This is a genomic window from Corallococcus macrosporus DSM 14697 (assembly GCF_002305895.1).
GTDB lineage: Bacteria > Myxococcota > Myxococcia > Myxococcales > Myxococcaceae > Myxococcus > Myxococcus macrosporus.
On the sequence record NZ_CP022203.1, the window covers coordinates 2,605,508 to 2,629,030 of the forward strand.

The following is a 23,523-nucleotide window of genomic DNA, read 5'->3' on the forward strand; positions in this document are numbered from 1 at the left end:
GTGCGGACCGGGAGAGGACCGCCCCTTGTGCCATCGCTGGCGTTCAGGACGAGCGCGGCCTGCTACGGGTCCGCTCGCGTCTGTCGTCCATTGCCAGGAGTTGCGGTTGTCCACCCGTTTGACTCATTTCACCCGTGCCTTTTTCCTGTCTGGATTGACCTGCCTGCTCGTGCCCGACGCCCGGGCCGAGGACGCCGAGCAAGCCGAGGCCGTGTCGGAAGACCCGGACATGCTGAAGGTGGGCGGGGCGCTGCGCATCAACGCCTTCCTCAAGACGTGGGCTGGAGAGGAGGACAACCGCAACCGCGGTGGTGACGTGGCCTTCGACACGTTCCGGCTCAACGCCGACGCCAGGCTGTCCAAGCTCTTGCTGTCCGCCGAGTACCGCTTCTATTCGGGGTACTCCATGCTCCACCACGGCTGGGTGGGGTACGAGTTCTCCAAGGCCACGCAGCTCCAGTTGGGCGTGCACCGCGTGCCGTTCGGCGTGCTGCCCTATGCCTCGCATGGCTGGTTCTTCTCCCTGCCGTACTACATGGGCATGGAGGACGACTACGACATGGGCCTGAAGCTGGTCCACACGAAGGGGCCGTGGGACCTGCAGCTCGCCTTCTACAAGAGCGACGAGGGCACCTTCACCGGCCGGAGCACGGACAGCGCGCGCTACTCCTATGACGTGGTGCAGGTGAACAGCGCCAACCCGGGCGAGGCGTACCTGGGCGTGGACAGCGCGAACCACGAGAGCAACAAGCTCAACGCGCGCGCGGCGTACACCTTCCAGCACGGCGACCTGGGCCGCACCGAGGTGGGCATCTCCGGCCAGGCCGGGCAGATCTACAACAGCGTCACGAAGCGCAACGGCGTGAACTGGGCGGGCGCGGTGCACCTGGACGGCTACTACGGCCGGTTCAACCTCCGGATGGAGGTCCTCACCTACGGCTATGACCTGGAGAACCCCGAAGGCCAGGACGACAGCTTCGTGATGATGGGCGCCTATGACGCGCCCTACAAGATGGCCAGCCGGGGCACCGTCTACTCGGCGGGGCTGGCGTACGACGTGCCGGTGGCGTGGGGGCCCATCTCGAAGCTGACCTTCTACGAGAACTTCAGCCTCTTCGACAAAGCCGACGCCGCGTTCGAGACGTCGATGCAGAACTCGCTCGGCATGCTCGTCACCGCGGGGCCCATCTACACCTACCTGGACGTGGCGAGCGGGAAGAATCAGCCCTGGCTGGGGCCCAGCTATGGCCACGCGCTCGCGGAGGGCGACCCGAACGCGCCCTGGGAGACGCGCTTCAACATCAACGTCGGCTACTACTTCTGAGAGACACCATGGAGAAGATTGAAGTCCGTGGCTTGCGGAAGATTTATGGCGGGCACCCGGAGCGGGCCATCGCCCTGCTGGAGCAGGGCAAGAGCAAGCAGCACATCCTGGAGGAGACGGGCTGCACCGTCGCCATCCAGGAGGCCTCGTTCGACGTGAAGGCGGGCGAAATCTTCGTCATCATGGGCCTGTCCGGCAGCGGCAAGTCCACGGTGCTCCGGTGTCTCAACCGCCTCATCGAGCCCTCCGCGGGGAGCGTGCACGTGGACGGCGTGGACGTCACCCGGGCGGACCGGGCGGGCCTGCTGGACGTCCGGCGCCGGAAGATGGCCATGGTGTTCCAGAACTTCGGCCTGCTGCCCCACCGCAGCGTCATCCGGAACGTGGAGTACGGGCTGGAGATGCAGGGGCTGGAGCGGAGCGCGTCCCGGCCCAAGGCGATGCAGGCGCTGGAGCTGGTGGGCCTGAAGGGCTACGAGGAGAAGCTGCCCCGGGAGCTGAGCGGCGGCATGCAGCAGCGCGTGGGGCTGGCGCGGGCCATTGCCACCGACGCGGAAATCCTGCTCATGGACGAGGCCTTCAGCGCCCTGGACCCGCTCATCCGCCGGCAGATGCAGGACGAGCTGCTGGAGCTCCAGTCCCGGATGAACAAGACCATCGTGTTCATCACCCATGACCTGGACGAGGCGCTGAAGCTGGGCGGGCGCATCGTCATCATGAAGGACGGGCGCATCGCGCAGCTCGGCACGCCGGAGGAGATTCTCACCCGCCCGGCGGACGACTACGTGCGCGCCTTCGTGGAGCACGTGGACCGCACCAAGGTCCTCACCGCGCGAAGCGTCATGCGGCGGCCCGAGTCGGTGGTGCACCCCAAGGACGGGCCGGCCGTGGCCGTCAAGCGGATGCGCGAGTCGGGCACCTCCACGCTCTTCGTCACCAGCCAGGCCCGCAAGCTGGTGGGCCTGGTGCGCATCGAGGACGCGCTGAAGCTCCTGGCGGAGGACAAGCACAGCCTGGAAGGCGCGCTCGTCACCGACCTGCCCACCACGTCCCCGGACACGCCGCTGTCCAAGCTGGTGGCGGTGGCGGCCACCACGCAGATTCCCATCGCCGTTGTCGCCGAGGACCAGTCGTTCCTCGGCATCGTGAGCCGGGCCACCCTGCTGGCCAGCATCGCGGGGGAGCAGAGCTGACATGAGCACACTCAAGATCGGCGAGGGTTTCGAGGAGCTGATTGACTGGCTGGGCACACAGGGCGCGCCCCTGTTCGACGTCATCCGGGCGGCGCTGAGCGCGTGCATCAGCGGCCTGGAGTACGTGCTGCTCCTGCCGCCCAGCTACGCCATCATCGCGGTGCTGATGGTGCTCGCCTGGCGCCTGTCCGGCCTGGGCACGGCGGTGTTCACCGCGCTGGGCATGCTGCTCATCCAGGACATGGGCCTGTGGCAGGCCACCATGGAGACGCTGGCGCTGGTCCTCAGCTCGGCGCTGGTGGCGCTGGTGCTGGGCATCCCGCTGGGCATCTGGGCTTCGTACAGCCGCACCGTGGAGCGGGTGCTGCGCCCGGCGCTGGACCTGATGCAGACGATGCCCGCCTTCGTCTACCTCATCCCCGCGGTGCTCTTCTTCCGCCTGGGGAAGGTGCCGGGCGTGGTGGCCACCGTCATCTTCGCCATGCCGCCCGCGGTGCGCCTCACCAACCTGGGCATCCGGCAGGTGCCCGCGGAGGTCGTCGAGGCGGCCATCGCGTTCGGCGCGACGCCGCGGCAGACGCTGCTCAACGTCCAGCTCCCCATCGCCATCCCCACGCTGCTGGCCGGGGTGAACCAGACCATCATGCTGTCGCTCTCCATGGTGGTCATCTCCGCGATGATTGGCGCGGGGGGCCTGGGCGAGCAGGTCCTCAAAGGCATCACCCAGCTCCGCATCGGACTGGGCTTCGAGAGCGGCATCGCGGTGGTCATCCTGGCCATCGTGCTGGACCGCCTGACTCACGCGCTGGGCAAGCCCCGGACGCGCTCATCATGAAGGAGACCCGTCCCATGCAGATTTCCTCTCTCAACCGACTGCCGCTGGTGCTCACGGCCGTGGCGGGGCTGCTCGTCGCGCCCGGCTGCAAGCAGGAGAACAAGGCGCCCGCGGGCGAGGCCGAGAAGACCGCCCCCGCGAAGAAGCCCGTCGTCCGCCTGGTGTACGTGAACTGGGCTGAGTGCGTGGCGATGACACACCTGATGCAGGCCATCCTGGAGGACCGGATGGGCTACGAGGTGAAGACCACCATGGCGGACGTCGCGCCGGTGTTCGCCTCGCTCGCCAGCGGTGACGCGGACGCGTTCCTGGATAGCTGGCTCCCCGTCACCCACAAGAGCTACATGGAGCGCTTCCAGGGCAAGGTGGTGGACCTGGGGGTCAGCTACGACGACGCCCGCATCGGCCTGGTCGTCCCGGCGGACATGGACATCACCAGCATCGAGCAGCTCAACGGCAAGGCGAAGGAGCTGAACAACTCCATCGTGGGCATCGACTCCGGCGCGGGCATCATGTCCACGACGGAGAAGGCCATCCAGGAGTACAAGCTGGACCTGAAGCTGGTGCCCTCCAGCGGCCCGGCCATGACGGCCGAGCTCAAGGACGCCGTCGCCAAGAAGCGCCCCGTCGTCGTCACCGGCTGGAAGCCGCACTGGAAGTTCGCGCGCTGGGACCTGAAGTTCCTGGACGACCCGAAGGGTGTCTTTGGCGCCAAGGAGTCCATCCACACGCTCACCCGCGTGGGCCTGGAGAAGGACCTGCCCGACGTCGTGGCGCTGCTGCGCAACTTCAAGCTGAATGACCAGCAGCTCGGCAGCCTGATGGGCGCCGTCGAAGATGCCTCGGGCACGCCGGAGAAGGCCGTCCGTGAGTGGGTGAAGCAGAACCAGGCGCTCGTGGATGGGTGGATTCCCAAGGCCTGAGTGAAGCACCGGGCGTCCCGGGCACGTTCGCCCCGGGACGCTCAGCCTGCGCGGGAGCGCTGGCGCGCCGCGGCGGCCCGCGCGTCTGCTTCCAGCGCCATGAGCGCTTGGACGCCCGCGCGGAGCCGCTGGTAGATGTCCCGCTCCGTCACGCCCAGCCGCACGGCGTTGGACACGTCGTGGATGCCGTCATGGGGCTCGGAGTGCTCGCCGTGCAGCCCCCGGACGGACAGCCCCAGCCGCGCGCAGCGCGCGTGGAAGTCCGGCCGTCGTGACAGGTATGGCAACCGGATGAGCACCGAGGCGCGCATGGCCGTCCCCAGGTTGGTGGGGCAGGCCGTGAGGAAGCCCAGCCGGGAGTCCCGGGCGAAGTCGAGGTGCGCGTCGAGCTGACCGAGCGCCTCCTTGAGCCGGAGGAAGGCCGCCGCGAGCCCGGACCCGGGCTGCATGCTGATGATGCGCAGGGCGTCCTCCTCGCCGACCCAGACGATGAAGCGCTTGTCCGCGGAGTGGAACAGCCCCCGGTTGCGAGGCCAGTCGCGGTTGACGCCCGCGCTGTCCAGGAAGCGGTCCGCCTGCTGGAAGAGGATGTGGCGCCGCACCAGCTCCTCCCGCCGCGCCTCGGAGAGGCTGGCCAGGGGGTGGTATTCGCCCGCCAGTGCCCCCGGGAGGCGCGAGAGGACCTGGACGACCTCGGCCTCCAGCGCCGCCCTGTCGCGGGCGCCAATGGCGGGAGGAAAGGCATACCGGGCCAGGTTCCTGCCGACGCGGATCCGCGTGGAGAGGATGAACTCGCCCGTGGGGTCCAGGTCGTCCTGTGGCAGCCCGTCGAGCGAGAAGTCACTGCTCTGTCCGCTCAGGTCATGGCCGGAGTGCTCCCGGATGATGGGATGCAGCAGCGGTGAGAACAGGGCGTAGGACTCGCTGTCACCCGCGTAGACGCCCATCTGGGAGTCCTCGTGGGCCAGGCCGCTCTGGATGGTCTTCCGCAGCGTCCATCCGTGGCGCGTCGTGAGTGTGTCCAGCCGGGCTTTCAGTTCGGGCGTGAGGTGCTTGTGAAGCAGCATCACGCCGCGGGCTGAGCACGACACATGCCACGGTGGTTGCGGCGCAAACGGACGTGATTCTCCAGACCTGGCCCGGCGGCATGTCTGTGTCACGTGGCGCTGACGCGTCAGCCGGTGGGGTGACACGTCAGCGCCGGGCCGACGCGGAGGCCGCCGCGGGCCTACGGGGCCGTGGGCGGTGGCGTCAGGGGCCGCAGGTGCGGGCCGAATTCGAGCTGGTCGGCCTCGGGGGGCGGCACCGGGGCGTGCTTCAGTGACGCGACGTTGGCCCAGCGCCGCACGATGTCCTGGGCCTGGGCGCGCGTCGCGCTGGGGAGCTGGTTGATGTTGCTGCCGTGGTTCCCGCCCGGGACGGTGAACACGAAGGAGTCCTGGGCGTTGCCGAGCGGGAACGCCGCCGCCGTCCACGGGTCCAGGTCTCCATAGATGAACATCACCCGCTCGCCGTGCGCCACGAGCCAGTCCTCGATGTCCTGCATGGCCTGGGGCCGGAACACGACGGGCACGCCGGGCGTCGAGTACACCGGCGCGATGTTCGTCCCGGGGTGCTGGATGAGGCTGCCCAGGTGCGCCTCGTAGGGCTTGGGCCAGCCCAGCTCCAGGCTCGCCTGGTAGTAGTAGGGGTAGTACGGCTCGATGCCGTAGGGGCCGCTATCGGAGAAGGTCGCCAGGCCCACCACCCAATCAATGACATCCAATAGATGGTCGGACGTCGCCCCCTCGACCTCGAAGGCGTAGCAGTAGTCGGGGATGGAGTACTGCCAGAAGGCGAAGTACGTCTCGATGACGGCGTGCTCCAGGGCCCGTTCGAAACCCAGTTGGTTGTAGGTGAGACCATTGGCCTCGGCATGGGCGCGCAGGAGCGCCACCATCTCCTCGCGGCGGTTCAGCACGGCGCGTTGGAAGGTGTGGATGGTTTCGCGGCACGCCGCCTGCTCCACGCCGCCCACGGCTTCCTGGAAGGCGGGGAAGCGCTCATCTTCGCCGCGGACAAGCGGCGCCACGTAAGCCACCGTCGCGTCCACGTCCTCCGGGTGGAACCGGCGGTAGAACACCATGGTCTCTCCGCCCTTGCTGACGCCCGTGGACACCCAGCGCTGGGCGTAGATGGGCTTGAGCGCCTGGACGGCCCGGTGGAAGTCGTCCGCTGACTGCTGGATGGTGAGCTGGCTCCAGTCCGCGGGCGCCGGGCGGCTCTTGTCGAAGAAGCGATGCTCGATGGAGAGCTGATTGGCTGCCAGCAGCGTCGTCAGCTCCCGGCGGCCCGTGCTCAGGGAGACCTGGTAGCCGCTCGTGTGGAAGACCACGGGCGCCGTGGTCGAGTGGTGCAGGAGCGTCATGCGCTGCTTGAAGCGCTGGCACTCGGGCCTCGCGTGGTCGGCGGGCTGGTCGTACTCCATGACGAAGAAGCGGTGTCCCGCGGGGACGGTGCTGCCATAGGGGTTCTCGTCGACGGTGAGGCCGGGGACGGCCCGCAGCCGGTCCAGGATGTCCGCGTTCGGGTCCTGGACGACGGTCGGGTCACCCGGGTTCGAGACACCGGCATCCGGCGGCCCGAACGGGCATTCCGGCGGCTCCGTGCCGCCATCGCCGCTGCCCGCGTCGACAGGCTCCGTGCCGCCGTCCTCCTCGTGCGTGCCCGCGTCCTCGGGCTCCGTGCCCGCGTCCTCGGGTTCCGTGCCCGCGTCTTCGGGCTCCGTGCCCGCGTCGTCGCTGCCCGCGTCGTCCGTGCCGGCGTCGACTGGCTCCGTGCCCGCGTCGTCCGTGCCCGCATCCGCTGGAGGAAGCCCGGCGTCGTTGCCTGCATCGAGCGCCTGGACCCCCGCGTCGCGGGAAGGTTCGGGCGTGTCGTCGCCGCAGGCCGTCTGGGTCAGGACCAGCAGCAGCGGCAGGAGGCAGGAGATGAAGCGAGACAACCTTCGAGAATGGGGCATGCACCCCTCCTTGGGTGGACGCGTTGCGACGGAAGGCATGGGCGCCAGACATTAGCGCATCGGGGTGTCGCGTCCCGGGCCCATGGCGGCTGGGGCATGGCGCGCGGCTCGCGGCTGGAGATTTCCAGCCACGGCGCTGTCTGTGTTCAGGTGGCTGGCAGTGGCGTGCCTGCGTCGGAGCGCTCGCGATGACATGCCTCAGCGCGTGACTTTCGCTGTGCTGGGTGGTTCACGAGGACCTGAAGCTGGAGGCCATGCTCCGGCGCATCGAGGAGGAGCACTCGATGGGCAAGCCACGCCCCGAGCCGCGTCAAAGGGAATGGCGAGACTTGTGGGGTGACGCCGGCATCCCGCCGGGCGCGAGCGAGGAGCGGTGGTGCTGATTCGCCCGAAGGGGGCTACTCCCGCCGGAGCAGGACGGTGACGGTGCCCGCCATGGCGGGTCGTGGCTTGCCCAGCGTGAGTCCCCGGAGCGCCCTGTCAATGCATTGCGAGAGCGCCGTGGGCTGGTGTGGCCGCATGCGCGCCCCCAGCACGACTCCCTTGGGGGAGTAGACCAGCGCGTAGGTGTCCTGGCGGCACGCGGCGTCCTCTCCGCTGTGCGTGTAGCAACCGTCGAGCGCGGCGACGCGCGCTTCAATGGACTCGGCGATCCATCCCTCGCTGTAGCCCTGGGCCGCGGGCGCGCCCCCCCCTTCCACCGGCGCGCGAGGGAGCTCGATGACGCGGAGGACGGCGGGCTCTTCGGCGGGCGTCATGCCGGAGGCCGTCAGGATGAGGCCCCCCGTGGCGGCGAGGCCCACCGCGAGCGCGCTGCCCACCAGGAGGATGGGCTGCAGGGGCGAGCGTTCGTGTGCGGTGGCTGCGCGCGCCTTCGCGGCGGGGGCTTCGGGGGCCGGCGCCTCGGGCACTGGGGCGGCGGTGCTCGCGGCCGCGGTCCGTGGCGCGGTGGCGGGGGCCGCGTGAGTCCAGGGCTCGAGCGCCTGGACCAGTTCACGGGCCTCCGGGAAGCGCGCGGCCGCGTCCTTCTGCAGCGTGCGCTCCACCACCTGGGAGAGGCCGTCCGGTACATCCATGCGCAGGCCGCTGAGCGGTGCGGGCACGTCGTGCATTACGGCGGAGACCAGGGCCACGTTGTCCGCCACGTCGATGGGCCGCTGGCCCGTCACCATCTGATACAGGCACGCGCCCAGCGAGTAGATGTCCGCGCGTCCGTCGACAGGGCGGCAGCGGATCTGCTCCGGGGCCATGTATGACGGCGTGCCCACCCAGGCACCGTTCGCCGTGCCCAGCGCGGTGGCGTCATCTTCATGCATGAGCCGCGCGACGCCGAAGTCCAGCAGCTTCACCTGGAGGGCTTCAGTCCCGGTGTCGACGAGGAAGATGTTGTCGGGCTTGATGTCGCGGTGGATGACGCCGGCCTGGTGCGCCGTCACCAGCGCGATGGCCACCTGGTGGGCGATGGCCGCCGCGCGCGCCACGGGCAGGGGGCCTTCCTTCTTCAACAGCGTGTTCAGCGTCTGGCCCCGGAGCAGCTCCATCACCAGGTAGGGCGGCTCGTCCGGCGCATCGTGGAAGTCCATCACCTCGACGATGTTCGGATGCCGCAAGCCCGCGGTGGCCTGGGCCTCGCGCCGGAAGCGCGCGTGCATGGCCGGCACTCCGATGAGGTGCTGCTGGAGCACCTTCACGGCCACGGTGCGGCCCGTGTCGAGCTGCTCCGCTTCGTAGACCGTGCCCATCCCTCCCACGCCAATCCGCTGGCGCAGTTGGTACTTCTGCCCCAGCACTTGCCCGACCAAGGATGAGCGACTCATGACGCAACGTGTATACCCGAGCCTGATGAAGAACGTTGGCGTCACTCCACCCGATGACGGATGCAGCCGCCGTTGAATTCGCGGAAGGCCCTTCGCTCAGCGGCCTTCCGGGATTGTAATTGTTTCAGGAGTTTCGCGGAGCTGTTTCACGCGGGGTCCTGGTGACCCTTCCTGGTGCGAATCGCCCCGCGTGACGGGCTGGTGCGGCGCTCGCGTTCTTCTCAGGGGCTGGGCTTTTTCGTTTCCTGAGACGGGTTTCGCAAACGGATTCCTGGACTTAGGGGGACTCGAAGGCCTTGTTCGCCGCCGGTGAACTGCGCCGTTGACGCGAGGGGCATCGCTCATTTCTATCGCCGCTCGCACCTAGCAAGGGAGTTGGCGTGGCAGGACAGACGGTCGAATTGACCCAGGCGAACTTCGAGCGCATCACCCAGGCGCCGGGCGTCTGCGTGGTGGACTTCTGGGCGGAGTGGTGTGGCCCCTGCCGCGCCTTCGCGCCGACCTTCGAGGCCGCCGCGAAGCAGTTCCCGAGCATCACCTTCGGCAAGCTCGACACGGAGGCGCAGGAGGCGGTCTCCGGCCGGATGGAGATTCAATCCATCCCCACGCTGGTGGCCTTCAAGGATGGCGTCGAGGTCCGGCGGGTGTCGGGCGCGATGTCGGCCGCGGCGTTCGCGACCTGGCTGGGCAAGCTGGATTCGGTGGACCTGGACGTCGAGCAGCAGCGGGCCGCGAACCGCAAGCTGACGGCGGAGGGCACGCCGCCGCCCGGCGTCCCGCCCCACGCGGCGTGGGATGACGGGGACCAGGAGTGGTGCTTCGGTGACACCGACGAGGATGGGGAGAAGCACGGCCCCTGGAAGTACTGGCGCGCCGACGGGACGCTCTGCAACGAGTGCATCTTCGTCCACGGCAAGCCCCACGGGCCCTTCAAGCGCTTCCATGAGAGCGGCGAGGTGTCGCAGGACGGCGCCTTCGAGCAGGGCGAGCTGCACGGCCCGCGCACCTGGTACGCGTCCGACCAGTTCACCACCGAGCGGATGCATGAGAATGGCGTCAGCGAGAAGGTCCGTCGCACGGTGATGGTCTACGCGCACGGCCGCGTGACGCAGGTGGTGCACTACGACGGCGCCGGTGAGCGGGTGGTTCCCTCCACGGGCGAGCCCTACCCCACGCGCCCCGCGAACCTGCCGGAGAAGGCCGAGTACCGCGAGGACCAGGACCAGTGGGCGCTGGTGTCGCTCAACGCGGCGGGGGAGCGCCATGGCCTGTGCCGCTTCTGGGACCGGGAGGGGCAGCTCCTCTGGGAGGCCGAGTTCCGCGAGGGGAGCCGGCATGGGCGCTATCACTCGCGCGCGGCGGACGAGTACGCCGACGCCCGGGTGCGCTTCGACGAAGGGGCGCTGGAGGACGACTTCGCGTGCGGCACGTGGAAGCTGCTGGACGCGGATGGCCACGCCGTCATCACCCGGGACCTGGGGGTTGCCCAGGACCACGAGACGCTCGATGCCTCGGAGGTGTTCTCCAACCTGCCGAGGAGCGCCGAGGCCTGGCGTGTGTTCGCGGAGCAGGCGCGGGCGGACCGGCGGCACCGGGAGGCGCTGGTGGCCATGGCCCGGGCGAGCGCCGTGTCCCTGGACGTGGGGCCGCTGAAGGCGTGGCTGGAGGCGCTCACCTTGCCTCGGTCGGAGGCGAGCGCGCGCGAGCACGCCGAGGGCGTGGTGAACAGCGCGGGGGACGAGCGGGCGGCGCTGGCGGATGCGCTGATGCGGGGCGCGGAGGCCGCGGCCGTGTTCCGGGGGCTGGCGGTGCTGCACGACCAGCAGGACCGGCCCCGGGCGGCGTTGGACTTCATCCTGGCCGCGATGCTGCTGGCACCGGAGCGCCCCGCGTACCTGTTCACCCGGAGCCTCATCCTGGCGAACCTGGGGCTGGGCGAGCAGATGCAGAAGGACGCGGAGGCGCTCGCGCCCTTCGAGCCGGATTCGTGGAAGTTCCTTTCGGCCTACGGCCGGGTGCTGTTCCCGCGCTTCGAGTTCTGGGCGGGACAAGCGCCCGCGCACTGCACGTTCGACGAGGTGCCCGAGGGGCCCACGAAGGCGCTGGACGCGGTGCAGGCCGTGGTGCGCAAGTACGCCACGCGGCTCCAGTTGCTGCGTGAGGAGGTTCTGTCCCGCTTCAAGCCTGGCGCGAATGTGCCCTGGCTGCCGCCCGATGTGTCGGCCCTGCTGCCGGACGGGCCCGTCGCGCTGGAGCAGACCGAGGTCGAGGACGCGGACGGTGACGCGGTGGAGGTCGACGAGACGCTGTCCCTGAAGGGGATGGGGCTGCCGGCCCTGTCTCGCACGGTCCGCGGGGACTGGAGCGCGCTCGTCTGGCTGCTGTGGGCCTGCGGGGAGCAGTCGCTGCGGATGCCGGAGGCGCTGGTGCCACCGGCGGACTTCGGTCAGGCCGCGGGGCAGGCGACGCAGCGGCTGTGGCAGTGCCGCAACCGGCGGGCCCGTGGCCGGCTCGACCCGGATCTGCCAACGTTCGACTTCGAAGGCGTGGCCCTCCAGGAGCTGCATCCCAACCTGGCGGGGATTGCCGAGGAGCAGTACGCGGAGACGCAGGCGATGTTCTTCTGGCTGACCGATGCGGACCACGTGTCTCCGTGGCAGGCCAATCTGAGGGGGTAGTCATGAAGCGGATTCGTCAGACGATTGAGGTCTCCGAGCCCCTGTGGCGGGCGCTGGAGTTGATGAGCCGCGACATGGGCGTGGACCAGGATGCGCTGGTGGCGCAGGCCCTGTTCCAGCTCGCGCGTCAGAATGGCTACGTGTCCCCCACGGTGGTGCCGCTGGGCGGGGAGGCGCAGGGGGACGCAGGTGTCGCGACGGCCGTGGCGCCCGTGGCTCAGGCCGGCGCGCCCGTGGCGGTGGCGCCGGGCGTGGCCGTGCCTTCGGTTGTCGTGCCGGTGGATTCGGCAATGTCGCCTGTCGTGTCCGAGAGGGGGGCACCGGTGGTGGCGGAGGCCCCGGCCCCGGTTGTCCCGCCCGTGGCCAGCTTCTCTGCCGACGAGCCGACGGAGGACCCCACGACGGAGTCTGGCGCCACCTCGGTGCCGCAGGTCGGAGCGTCGGTACCGTCCACTGAGATGGTGCTCGCGCGGATGCAGGAGATTCTCTCGGAGGTCGAGGCGTCTGTGCAGCCGTCTGAGGGACTGCCCGAGGCGTCCGACGACGACGCGGATGAGGATTCCGACGACTCCGATGAGGAAGCGTCCGACGCCGCGGATGAGGATTCCGACGACGACGAAGAGGCTTCCGACGCCGCGTCGGATGAGGACCGGGACGACGCCGCGGACGAAGAGGCGTCGGCGGACGAGGATTCGGATGTCGAGGCCTCAGGCGATTCGGAGCCCGCGGCCGGGGCCAACGCCGCGAACGATGCGCGTCGTCTGAATGCCGACGTCTCCAGTGAGGACATCGCCGAGGAACTCGCGGCGCTGGGCATCGTGGATGCCCCCACGGATGCGGCCCTGCCGGAGGCGCCCGTGGCGACGCCGGTCGCGGCGCGTCCCCTGGTCGCTCGGCCGACCCCGAAGATCCGGCTGCCTGACGAAGCCGCGACGATTCTGGAGGACCAGTCGGCGGAGGCCACCAACATCGTGAAGGCACCGGCGCCGCTGGAGGTCTTCGTCCAGTGGGCGGAGGGCACGCCGGTGGCCATCTCCACGGAGCGCTTCACGATTGGCCGGGGCCCGCGCTGCAACCTCGTCGTACGGTCGGAGCGCGTCTCGCGCGAGCACGCCGTGGTCACCCGCGTGGGGGATGAGGTCTTCATCGAGGACCTCAACTCGTCGAACGGGACGTGGCTCAACAACGAGCGCATCACCCGGCATCAGGTGTCTGACGGGGACGAGTACATGCTCGGCACCGAGGCCGTGTCCTTCACGATGCGTCCCGCGGGTGGGTGAGCCAGGGGACTCTCATGGCGTTTGGGGTCTCGACACGGATCGAAAAGGTCGAGGCCCCAGTGCGACCGTCACTCAAGCAGTTGCATCAGGTCCGCCCGCGTCATCGCGGTGGCTCCGGAGCCGCCGCCGAGCGCGGCCTCGAACAGCTCCCGCTTCTTCGCCTGGAGCGTGAGGATCTTCTCCTCGACCGTCCCCTGGGACACCAGCCGGTACACCATGACGGGCCGCTGCTGGCCAATGCGGTGCGCGCGGTCCGCGGCCTGGGCCTCCACGGACGGGTTCCACCACGGGTCCACGAGGAAGACGTGGTCCGCCGCCGTGAGGTTGAGCCCCGTGGCGCCGGCCTTGAGTGAAATCAGCATCACCGGCGGGCCCTTCGGGTCCTGGAAGGACGCCGCCACCGCGCCGCGGTTGCCCGTGCTGCCATCCAGCCGGATGAAGCCGATTCCCGCCTCCTGGAGCGCGGGCTCGATGAGGTCCAGCATGGACGTCCACTGGGAGAAGACGAGCGCCTTGTGGCCGTCCTCCACCGCGGTGCCCAGCGCCTCCACCAGCGCCTGGACCTTGGACGACGTCTTCGCCTGCTGCCCCGGCACGAGGGCCGGGTGGCACGCCGCCTGCCGCAGCCGCAGCAGCGCCTCCAGGGCCTTCAGCACGCTGCCGCCCGCTTCGAGCTGCGACACCACTTCCTCACGCGTCGCCGAATAGACGGCGTCGTAGACGGCGCGCTCCCGCTCCGTGAGCGTCACGTGCCGCACGGCGTCCGTGCGCGGCGGGAGCTCCGGCGCCACGTCCCGCTTGAGCCTGCGCATGATGAAGGGCCGGATGCGCGCTCGCAGCCGCTCCGCCGCGCCCTTGTGGTTGTCCGCCACCGGGCGCGCCCAGCGCTCCTCGAAGTCCTTTCGCCCACCCAGCAAGCCCTGGTTGGTGAAGTGCATCAGGCTCCAGAGCTCATCCAGCCGGTTCTCGATGGGCGTGCCGCTCAGCGCCAGCTTGAAGTCCGCCTGCAAGCCATACGCGGCCCGCGCCACCTGGCTGTCCGGGTTCTTGATGGCCTGGGCCTCGTCCAGCACGACGGTGTTCCACTGCCGCGCGCCCAGGACCTCCGCGTCCAGGCGCATCAGGGCATACGTCGTCAGCGTCACGTCGGCGGACGCATCCAGCGCGCGCCCGGGGCCGTGGTACACGGACACCTTCAACGAAGGCCGGAAGCGCTTCACCTCCGCCTCCCAGTTGGGCAGCACGCTGGTGGGCGCCACCACCAGCGTGCCCGGGCCCAGCGCGCAGAGGGTCTGCAGCGTCTTGCCCAGACCCATGTCGTCCGCGAGCACGCCGCCCAGGCCCGCCTGCCGCAGGAACGTGAGCCAGCCCACGCCCTGGAGCTGATACGGGCGCAGCGTCGCCGTGAGGTCTTCGGGTAGCTGCGGCTCGGGGAGCTTCTCGAAGCCCTTCACCAGGGGCGCCAGCCGCTCCAGGGCGGGCGGGGAAGGGTGCTCCAAGGCTTCACACAGGTCGTTGAGCTGCGGGGCGGCGTGATTGGCGAGCCGCCCATCCCGGCCTCGCGCGGACAGCAGGTCCGCCACGCGCTGGCCATGGGACTTCAGCCACTCCGCGGGCAGGGGCGCCCAGCCGCCACCCTCCAGCGGCACCAGCCCGAGCCCTTCCTCCCACGCGCGGAGGACCGCCGCCGCGTCCACGGAGCGAGGCGACTCCCGGTCCTCGCCCTCCACCTGGAAGTCGAAGGAGAAGCCCACGTGTGGCACGCCCGCGGCCCCGGCGTCCGACTCCACCTGGAGCACCGGGCGGAGCTTCACGTTGGGGTTCGTCACCACGGCCGCGCCATCACCCGTGAGGCCTCCGCGCCAGCGCCGCAGCTTGTCGGCGAGCTGGACGGCCTCCTTGCCCTGCACCGTCACGCGGCGGCCGGGCGCCATGTTCAGCTCGTCACGGAGCTGATGGATGAGGAGCTGCTCGGCGGCTTCATCGCGCACCGGCGCGGCGCCCTTCAGGTACACCATGCGTCCGCTGTCGATGCGGACGGAGGGCGGCGAGCCGTACACCAGCGTGGGCAGCACGGAGAGGCCCGTGTCGAGCTGGTTCAGCTCCAGGGAGATGCGAGGCTTCAGCGTGCGGTCGATGGGCGGCAGCCGCTGGCTCCGCACGTCCACCGGCATGCGCTTCGCGAAGTCCGGCAGCACCTTCCCCGTCAGGTCCCCCATCTGGTGGGGCGCGAAGGCGCGCTCCTGCGGCAGCTTCTCCAGCCAGGCGCCCGTGAGGCCCTGCTCCCCCAGGGGGCAGAGCGTGCCGCTGCACAGCGCGATGCCCGGGCTCACCACCTCGGTGAGGCGCGGGTCCTTCTCCACCTTGAGCACGGTGTGCTCACCCCGGTCCTCCACCGTGACGCGGGGCATGAGGGGCTCGCTCGTCACCGACACCAGGGCGCCGTCGAAGAGCACGGTGCGCGCGGGCTCCAGGACGCGCAGCAGCGCGCCGAGCCGCTCTGGTGGCAGTGGGCCTCGCGTGGGCTTCAGCAGCAGCTTGTCCGCGAGCAGGTCGCAGGGCTGCGTCTGGATGCGGGCGGCCTCCACGGGGTTGGTGAGCAGGGAGGCCAGGCTGCGCGCCAGCAGCCGCGCGGTGTTGTCCGGCCGCACCACCAGCCGCTCCAACTGAAGCCCGCCGTCCACGCGCTTGAAGCGGTACACCATGCGCTCCGGCTTCGGCGCTCCCGCCGCGGCGGCACCGGGCCTGGCGACGGTGGTCGCACCCGGGCGCTGAGCGGGCGCCCGCCGCGCCGTCGCATGCTGGTGGAGGATGAGCGCAGCGGCGACGACGTGCTCGCAGGGGTCCACCCGGCCGCGGCAGTCGCACTCCCAGATGGCTTCATCCAGGTAGAGCACCGTCCTCACGGGGGCGGGCCGGCTGGGGACGCGAACCCGCAGCACGGCCTCTTCCTCATCCACGGACTGCACCGAGACGGCGCCCGCGCGAGCGAGGCCCGCGCCGGCAGACCAGGTGTCCGGGCGCGCTTCCTCCCGGACGGCATCGAGCAGCTCCGCGGTCGCAGACATACGAGGCCTGCTTCCCTATCCCCATGCGGAGCCTCGCGCAACGCGGGCCGCGTTCCAGGCGCGGCACGGTGCCGGGGTGTGCGCCTTGCAATCAGGGCGCGGTCGTCGTGAGCGGAAAGTCCGAGCGCGCCCAGGCCGTCTCGAAGGCGGCGCGGGTGCGGGCCGCGTCCTCCTGGCGTCCCTGGCCTTCGAGCGACTGCGCCAGGCCGAACAGGGCCCAGCCATTCTTCGGGTTGCGCTTCAGGTCCTCGCGGTAGACGGCCTCCGCTTCCTGGAACCGCCCGGCGTCCAGCAGCGCGGCGCCCTGGTAGTGACGCACCGGATAGAACCAGTCCGCGGGCTCGGCGTAGGAGAGCCGGTCCGCGGCGGTGACGGCTTCCTCCCACAGCGCCAGCGCCTGGGGCCGGCCCTCTGCCTGGGCCACGCGGGCCTCCAGGACGCGCACCGCGACGCCCAGCACGTCGCGCGCGGTGTTGAGGTTCGCGGCCATCGTCGGGGGCACCGTGCGGGCCAGCCGCTTCAGCTCGGCCAGGTCCGCGCGGGCCTGCTCCAACTGCCCCGTGGCCGCCAACGCCATGCCGTGCGCGTGGAGCCAGAGGCCCGTCTGGACAGGGTACTTCGCGTCCGGACGAGGCTGCGCGAGCAGGCGCTCCCAGTCGCCGAAGCGCACCATGGCGAAGAGTGGCTGGGCCGTGAAGAAGTCCATGCCGGGCATCATCGCGAGCAGCTCCGGCGGGAAGTGCTTCGCGGAGGCCCGGGCCGCCTCCAGCGTCTCCTGCTTCCGCCCCTCCATGGACGCCGAGTACGCGAGGAAGCCGAAGTTGTGGGAGGTGTACATGGGGTAGACGTGGCCACGCGGCTTCGCCTGCTGCTGGTAGGCCAGGTCCGCCGCCGCGGCCTTCCGGTTGCTCTCCGAGGCATCCGCGTAGCGCCCCACGCGTTGATAGATGTGGGCTGGCATGTGGACGATGTGCCCCGCCTTGGGCGCCAGCGCGCCGAGCCGGTCCGCGGACGCCTCCGCCTTCTCCGGCCGCGGCGAGGCCTCCACCGCGTGGATGTAGTAGTGGTTCGCGCCCAGGTGGTTGGGGTCCCGGGCGAGCACGGACTCCAGCGTGGCGACAATCTGCTCCGTGCCAGGGGCCGGGGCTCCTTCGGGCGACCACAGCTTCCAGGGGTTGCGGTCCATGAGCGCCTCGGCGTGGAGCGTCTGCACGTCCAGGTCCTCGGGGAAGCGCGCGGCCACCGCCGCCATGGCGGCGGCGTAGGCCTCGTTGAAGGGCGCCATCTTCTCCGGCGGCAGCGCCTCGGGGCCGGGGTAGCGCTGGGTGAGCGCGGTGATGAGTGCCTGCTCCACGGACGTCGTGCGAGGGGCGAGCTGCCGGGCGCGCTGGAGCGCGTCCCAGGCGGCGGGCGCATTCTCCGCCAGCATGGGCATGTTGTAGTTGGGGCCGAGCACCAGGGCGACGCCCCAGAAGCACATGGCGCAGGTGGGGTCCACGCGCGCGGCCTGGGCGAACGAGCGAGCGGCCTCGTCGTGGTTGAAGCCATACGTCAGCCGCAGGCCCTGGTTGAACCAGACCTGGGCCTGGGGTGAGGCCGTGGTGACCTTGCGTTCCTGGGTCCCCAGCCCGTCCAGCAGCACGGCGCCGTCGGCCAGGGAGTCCAGGGTGGGGGCCGCGTGCTCCGCGGCGGTGGCGGACGTGCCTGCGAGCGCCAGGAGCAACAGCAGGGCGAGGGGCAGGGGAGCACGCATGGGGGACCTCCGGGGATGTGCTCTCCCTCAAGCTGGGGACGCGATGACACGCCGTCCACGGGGTGACATGTCGCTCTGCCCATTCGAAGTGACGCTTGGCGAGCACATTGCCCAGCGCGCGCCAATGAAGGTTGGGAACGAGCGCGCGGCGTAGTAGATTGCCGCCCGGCGGAGACTCGCTGCATCACCGCGAGCGTCCGCTCCAGACCACCCATGACCGAAAGGTGTTCGAGGGCTCCGCCGAGCGGCGGGACTCCTCGCCGCGCCGCTTTTTCCATGACCGCTTCCGGGGAGCCCCAGGGAGAACACCGCCGTGCCTCACGACACCACGCTCATCGCCACCATCGCAGTTGGACTCGGACTGGCCTTCGTCGGTGGGTTCGTCGCTCGATGGCTGAAGCTGCCACCTTTGGTGGGCTATCTCCTGGCGGGTGTGGCCGTGGGGCCGTTCACGCCGGGCTTCGTCGCGGATGGCGGGCTCGCCGGACAGTTGGCGGAGATTGGCGTCATCCTGCTGATGTTCGGCGTGGGGATTCACTTCTCCATCAAGGACCTGCTGGCCGTGCGCAACATCGCGGTGCCGGGCGCCATCGTCCAGATTGGCGTGGCGACCGTGATGGGCACCGCGGTCGCCCACTGGTGGGGCTGGAGCCTGGGGGCGGGGCTGGTGTTCGGCCTGGCGCTGTCCACGGCCAGTACGGTGGTGCTGCTGCGCGCCCTGGAGGAGCGGGGCGTCCTGGACTCGGTGAATGGCCGCATCGCGGTCGGCTGGCTGATTGTCGAGGACCTGGCGATGGTGCTCGCCCTGGTCCTGCTCCCCGCGCTGGGCAACGTCCTGGGCGGCGCGGACACGCAGGCGCCCGCGGCGGAGGCCGGTGGCGCCAGCCTCATGTGGACCCTGGCGCTCACCCTGGGGAAGGTCTGCCTCTTCGTGGCGCTGATGGTCGTCGCCGGCAAGCGGCTGGTGCCGTGGCTGTTGTCCCAGGCGGCCAAGACGGGCTCGCGCGAGCTGTTCACCCTGTCGGTGCTGGCGGTGGCGCTGGGCATCGCCTTCGGCGCCGCCGCGCTCTTCGGCGTCTCCTTCGCGCTGGGGGCCTTCTTCGCGGGCGTGGTGGTGAGTGAGTCGGAGCTCAGCCACCGCGTGGCGGAGGACTCGCTCCCGCTCCAGGACGCGTTCGCGGTGCTGTTCTTCGTGTCCGTGGGCATGCTCTTCGACCCCATGGTGCTGGTGCGGCAGCCGCTCCAGGTCCTGGCCGTGCTGGCCATCATCGTCCTGGGCAAGTCGCTGGCCGCCTTCCTCATCGTGCTGGCGTTCCGCTACCCGGTGAACACGGCCCTCACGGTGTCCGCGAGCCTGGCGCAGATTGGGGAGTTCTCGTTCATCCTGGTGGGCCTGGGCGTGGCGCTCGGCCTGCTGCCCAAGGAAGGGCAGAGCCTGGTGCTGTCGGGGGCCCTGCTGTCCATCACCCTCAACCCGCTCGTCTTCAAGGCCATTGACCCGGTGCTGGCGTGGCTGCGCCGCAACCCACGCTTCGCCGTCCGGATGGATTCGGATGAAGACGAGCTGTCCGACCTGCCCATTGGCATGGGCGACGTGGAGCTGCGCGAGCACGCGGTGCTGATTGGCTATGGCCGCGTGGGTGGCATGATTGGCCAGAGCCTCACGGAGCGGAAGATTCCCTTCGTGGTCGTGGAGCAGAACCGCGAGTACGTGGAGCGGCTCCGGGAGGAGGGCGTGCCCGCCATCTACGGTGACGCGGCGGTGCCCGGCATCCTGGAGCACGCGCACCTGGACACGGCCTCCATCCTCATCGTCGCCACGCCGGATGCCTTGCAGGCGCGTGAAATCGTGGAGCAGGTCAAGGGCGTCAAGCCCTCACTGCCCGCCGTGGTGCGGACCCACGGCGACGAGGAGCGCGTCTACCTGGAGTCGCTGGGCGTGGACCGGGTGGTGATGGGCGAGCACGCGCTGGCGCGCAGCATGTTGGACTACGTCCTGGAGCGGCTGTCCGCGCTGAAGGCGCAGCCCCTGCTGCCAGCACCCGCGGACGCCGTGGTGCCCTGACGCCACCCGCCGCCGCGTCCGCCTGGCGGGGACGCGGCGCCAGGGGCTGGCTACATGTTGCGCCGGTACTGCCCGCCCACCTCGTACAGCGCGCGGGAGAGCTGGCCGAGCGTGCAGACCTTACAGGCGTCCATCAGCGCGGCGAAGATGTTGCCGTTGTCCAGCGCCGCGCGGCGCACGGCCTCCAGGGCCTTGGGCGCCGTCTCCGCGTTGCGCTTCCAGAAGGCGTCGCGCGAGTCGATGGCGTAGTTCTTCTCCTCCGTCGTGGCGCGGATGACCTCGGGCGGCGTCACCGTGGGCGAGCCCTTGGGGTCCAGGAAGGTATTCACGCCGATGATGGGCAGCGTCCCGTCGTGCTTCAGCGTCTCGTAGTAGAGCGACTCCTCCTGAATCTTGGAGCGCTGGTACATGCGCTCCATGGCGCCCAGCACGCCGCCGCGCTCGGAGATGGCGCGGAACTCCGCCAGCACCGCCGCCTCCACCAGGTCGGTCAGCTCCTCGATGATGAACGCGCCCTGGTTGGGGTTCTCGTTCTTCGAAAGGCCGAACTCCTTGTTGATGACCAGCTGGATGGCGAGCGCGCGGCGCACGCTCTCCTCGGTGGGCGTGGTGATGGCCTCGTCGTAGGCGTTGGTGTGCAACGAATTGCAGTTGTCGTTGAGCGCGAGCAGCGCCTGCAGCGTGGTCCGGATGTCGTTGAAGGCAATCTCCTGCGCGTGCAGGGACCGGCCGGACGTCTGGATGTGGTACTTCAGCTTCTGCGAGCGGTCATTGCCGCCGTACTTGTCCCGGATGGCCTTGGCCCAGATGCGGCGCGCCACGCGGCCCAGCACGGCGTACTCCGGGTCCATCCCGTTCGAGAAGAAGAACGAGAGGTTGGGCGCGAAGTCGTCGATGTCCATGCCCCGCGACAGGTAGTACTCGACGAAGGTGAAGCCGTTGGCCAGCGTGAAGGCGAGCTGGGAGATGGGGTTCGCCCCGGCCTCCGCGATGTGGTAGCCGGAAATCGACACCGAGTAGAAGTTCCGCACCTTCTGGTCGATGAAGTACTGCTGGATGTCGCCCATCACCCGCAGGGCGAACTCCGTGGAGAAGATGCAGGTGTTCTGCGCCTGGTCCTCCTTCAGGATGTCCGCCTGCACGGTGCCCCGCACGGCCTGGAGCGTCCTGGCGCGGATGCGCTCGTAGACGTCGCGCGGGAGCACCTCGTCGCCGGACACGCCGAGCAGCAGCAGGCCCAGCCCGTCGTTGCCCTGCGGCAAGTCCCCCTGGTAGCGGGGCCGCGGCAGGCCGCGCTCGCGGTAGAGGGCGTCAATCTTCTTCTCGACCTCGTCGACCTGGCCATTCTCGCGAATCCACTTCTCGCACTGCTGGTCCACCGCGGCGTTGAGGAAGAAGCCGAGCAGCATCGGCGCGGGGCCGTTGATGGTCATGGACACGGAGGTGGACGGGTCCGCCAGGTCGAAGCCGGAGTAGAGCTTCTTCGCGTCGTCCACGTTGGCGATGGACACGCCGGAGTTGCCCACCTTGCCGTAGATGTCCGGCCGGTGGTCCGGGTCCTCGCCGTACAGCGTCACCGAGTCGAACGCGGTGGACAGGCGCTTGGCGGGCAGTCCGCGCGACACGTAGTGGAAGCGCTTGTTGGTGCGCTCCGGGCCGCCCTCGCCGGCGAACATGCGCGCGGGGTCCTCGCCCTCGCGCTTGAGCGGGAAGACGCCGGCGGTGAAGGGGAAGGCGCCGGGCGCGTTCTCCCGCAGCAGCCAGGTGAGGATGTCACCCCAGTCCTCGTAGCGGGGGAGGGCAATCTTGGGGACGCGCAGGTGCGACAGCGTCTCCGTGTACAAGTCCAACTCGATGACCCGGTCTCTCACCTGGAACTGGTACTTGGAGGCGGCGTAGCGGCGCTTCGTCGCGGGCCACTCGGCCAGCAGCCGGCGGCAGTCGGCGTGGAGGCGCGACTCCAGGTCCTTGTACAGCTCCACCAGCTCGCTCAGGTAGGCGGGCTCGCCCTCCACGCGCTCCGTGACCTGCACCGTGTCCGCCGGGTCCTTGGGCTCGACGATTTCCAGGCGCTTCCTGCCCACGTTGGCGCGCAGCGCCTCGATGGTGCCGTGGAGCTGGTACATGCGCCGGGCGATGGCGGCCTGGGCCTTGGCGAAGCCGTCGTAGGACTCACAGGCCTCCACGATCTCCGCCAGGTAGCGGGTGCGCTCGGGCGGGATGATCCACTTCTTCTCGCTCATGCCGGGCGTGAGCTCGAAGCCGGACTTCAGCGGCGCGCCCGTCTTGGTGGCGAGCGTGTCCATGAGGGCCCGGTAGAGCTGGTTCATCCCCGGGTCGTTGAACTGCGACGCGATGGTGCCGTACACCGGCACGCCGTCATCGGCGGTGTGGAAGGCGTTGTGGTTGCGCTTCCACTGCTTGCGCACGTCCCGCAGCGCGTCCAGCGAGCCGCGCTTGTCGAACTTGTTGATGGCGATGACGTCCGCGAAGTCGAGCATGTCGATCTTCTCGAGCTGCGTCGCCGCGCCGTACTCCGCCGTCATCACGTAGAGCGCCACGTCGGAGTGCTCGGTGATTTCGGTGTCGGACTGGCCGATGCCGGAGGTCTCCACCACGATGAGGTCGAAGCCGGCGGCCTTGCAGATTTCGATGGAGTCGCCCACGTGCTTGGACAGGGCGAGGTTGCTCTGGCGGGTGGCCATGGAGCGCATGTAGACGCGCGGGTTGTCGATGGCGTTCATCCGGATGCGGTCGCCGAGCAGCGCGCCGCCGGACTTGCGCTTGGACGGGTCCACGGACAGCACGGCGAGCGTCTTGTCCGGGAAGTCCGCCAGGAAGCGCCGCACCAGCTCGTCCACCAGGCTGGACTTGCCCGCGCCGCCGGTGCCGGTGATGCCCAGCACGGGCACGCGCGGCCCCTTGGCCTGGAGGTGCGTCATCGCCTCGCGCAGCTCCGAGCCCTTGTCGGCGAAGTTCTCCGCGATGGTGATGAGCGGGGCGATGCGCGCCGGCTCGCGCAGGGAGGGCGCGTCCAGCAGGGGGGCGAAGTCGCCGGGCCGCTTCTCGAAGTCACACTCGGAGATGAGGTGGTCAATCATCCCCTGCAGGCCCATGGCCCGGCCGTCGTCCGGCGAGTAGATGCGCGTGACGCCGTAGCGGTGGAGCTCTTCAATCTCCGACGGGAGGATGGTGCCGCCGCCGCCGCCGAAGACCTTGATGTTGGCCTTCCGCTCGCGCAGCAGGTCAATCATGTACTTGAAGAACTCGACGTGACCGCCCTGGTAGGAGGTGATGGCGATGCCCTGCACGTCCTCCTGGATGGCGCAGTCGACAATCTCCGCCACCGAGCGGTTGTGGCCCAGGTGGATGATCTCCGCGCCCGAGGCCTGCATCAGGCGGCGCATCACGTTGATGGCGGCGTCGTGCCCGTCGAACAGGGAGGCGGCCGTCACGATGCGGACGTGGAAACGAGGCTTGTAGGGCTGGGGAACGGGTGTCTGCTGGACGTTTCGCACGGCGCGTACAGTAAGAGCGCCGTTTACGTCGAGGCAAGGGATTGGAGCGGGACTGATTGCTCCACGAC

At 69.8% G+C, this 23,523-nt stretch carries 13 protein-coding genes; 7 read left to right on the top strand and 6 right to left on the bottom strand.

Annotated elements, in window-relative coordinates; translation table 11 throughout:
• Positions 1-169 precede the first annotated feature (169 nt).
• From MYMAC_RS11170 to MYMAC_RS11185, 4 genes are read left to right on the top strand one after another with little or no spacing between them, the layout of a single operon-like run.
• Complete coding sequence (locus MYMAC_RS11170; RefSeq protein ID WP_239989478.1) at positions 170-1,324, top strand: hypothetical protein; 1,155 nt, start codon at positions 170-172, stop codon at positions 1,322-1,324.
• Between the two features lie 8 nt (positions 1,325-1,332).
• A complete protein-coding gene (locus tag MYMAC_RS11175; RefSeq protein ID WP_013938832.1) occupies positions 1,333-2,517 on the top strand; it encodes a quaternary amine ABC transporter ATP-binding protein in 1,185 nt (394 codons plus the stop codon).
• 1 nt (position 2,518) lies between these two features.
• Positions 2,519-3,352, top strand: a complete 834-nt coding sequence (locus tag MYMAC_RS11180; protein ID WP_095958082.1) for an ABC transporter permease — start codon at positions 2,519-2,521, stop codon at positions 3,350-3,352.
• A gap of 14 nt (positions 3,353-3,366) precedes the next feature.
• A complete protein-coding gene (locus MYMAC_RS11185) occupies positions 3,367-4,275 on the top strand; it encodes a glycine betaine ABC transporter substrate-binding protein (RefSeq protein WP_239989479.1) in 909 nt (302 codons plus the stop codon).
• A gap of 41 nt (positions 4,276-4,316) precedes the next feature.
• On the opposite strand, the gene MYMAC_RS11190 is transcribed toward MYMAC_RS11185, so the two are convergent.
• The 3 genes from MYMAC_RS11190 to MYMAC_RS11200 form a co-directional block, all read right to left on the bottom strand.
• Entirely contained in the window at positions 4,317-5,342 is a 1,026-nt protein-coding gene (locus tag MYMAC_RS11190; protein ID WP_095958084.1) for a phosphagen kinase, read from the bottom strand.
• Positions 5,343-5,503: 161 nt separating this feature from the next.
• Positions 5,504-7,276: a S28 family serine protease gene (locus MYMAC_RS11195; RefSeq protein WP_239989480.1), complete on the bottom strand. Its 1,773-nt coding sequence runs from the start codon at positions 7,274-7,276 to the stop codon at positions 5,504-5,506.
• Positions 7,277-7,674: 398 nt separating this feature from the next.
• Entirely contained in the window at positions 7,675-9,078 is a 1,404-nt protein-coding gene (locus tag MYMAC_RS11200) for a serine/threonine-protein kinase (protein ID WP_239989481.1), read from the bottom strand.
• Between the two features lie 395 nt (positions 9,079-9,473).
• Here MYMAC_RS11200 and MYMAC_RS11205 point away from each other — a divergent pair, with 395 nt between their 5' ends.
• Both MYMAC_RS11205 and MYMAC_RS11210 read left to right on the top strand, forming a co-directional pair.
• The gene (locus MYMAC_RS11205) at positions 9,474-11,771 is read left to right on the top strand and encodes a thioredoxin domain-containing protein (RefSeq protein ID WP_095958087.1); all 2,298 of its coding nucleotides are present in this window, start codon (positions 9,474-9,476) and stop codon (positions 11,769-11,771) included.
• Between the two features lie 2 nt (positions 11,772-11,773).
• Positions 11,774-13,051: an FHA domain-containing protein gene (locus MYMAC_RS11210; protein ID WP_095958088.1), complete on the top strand. Its 1,278-nt coding sequence runs from the start codon at positions 11,774-11,776 to the stop codon at positions 13,049-13,051.
• Positions 13,052-13,119: 68 nt separating this feature from the next.
• Here MYMAC_RS11210 and MYMAC_RS11215 read toward each other — a convergent pair whose 3' ends face one another.
• Together MYMAC_RS11215 and MYMAC_RS11220 are read right to left on the bottom strand one after the other, a co-directional pair.
• Complete coding sequence (locus MYMAC_RS11215; RefSeq protein WP_095958089.1) at positions 13,120-16,119, bottom strand: DEAD/DEAH box helicase; 3,000 nt, start codon at positions 16,117-16,119, stop codon at positions 13,120-13,122.
• A 91-nt stretch (positions 16,120-16,210) separates the two neighbouring features.
• Positions 16,211-17,872, bottom strand: coding sequence for a tetratricopeptide repeat protein (locus tag MYMAC_RS11220; protein WP_239989482.1), 1,662 nt, complete (start codon positions 17,870-17,872; stop codon positions 16,211-16,213).
• 313 nt (positions 17,873-18,185) lie between these two features.
• On the opposite strand from MYMAC_RS11220, the gene ybaL reads away from it, so the two are divergent.
• Positions 18,186-19,937: a YbaL family putative K(+) efflux transporter gene (gene ybaL, locus MYMAC_RS11225; RefSeq protein ID WP_043710656.1), complete on the top strand. Its 1,752-nt coding sequence runs from the start codon at positions 18,186-18,188 to the stop codon at positions 19,935-19,937.
• A gap of 50 nt (positions 19,938-19,987) precedes the next feature.
• On the opposite strand, the gene MYMAC_RS11230 is transcribed toward ybaL, so the two are convergent.
• On the bottom strand, positions 19,988-23,455 hold the full coding sequence (locus MYMAC_RS11230) for a methylmalonyl-CoA mutase family protein (protein ID WP_095958090.1): 3,468 nt from the start codon (positions 23,453-23,455) through the stop codon (positions 19,988-19,990).
• Positions 23,456-23,523 lie beyond the last annotated feature (68 nt).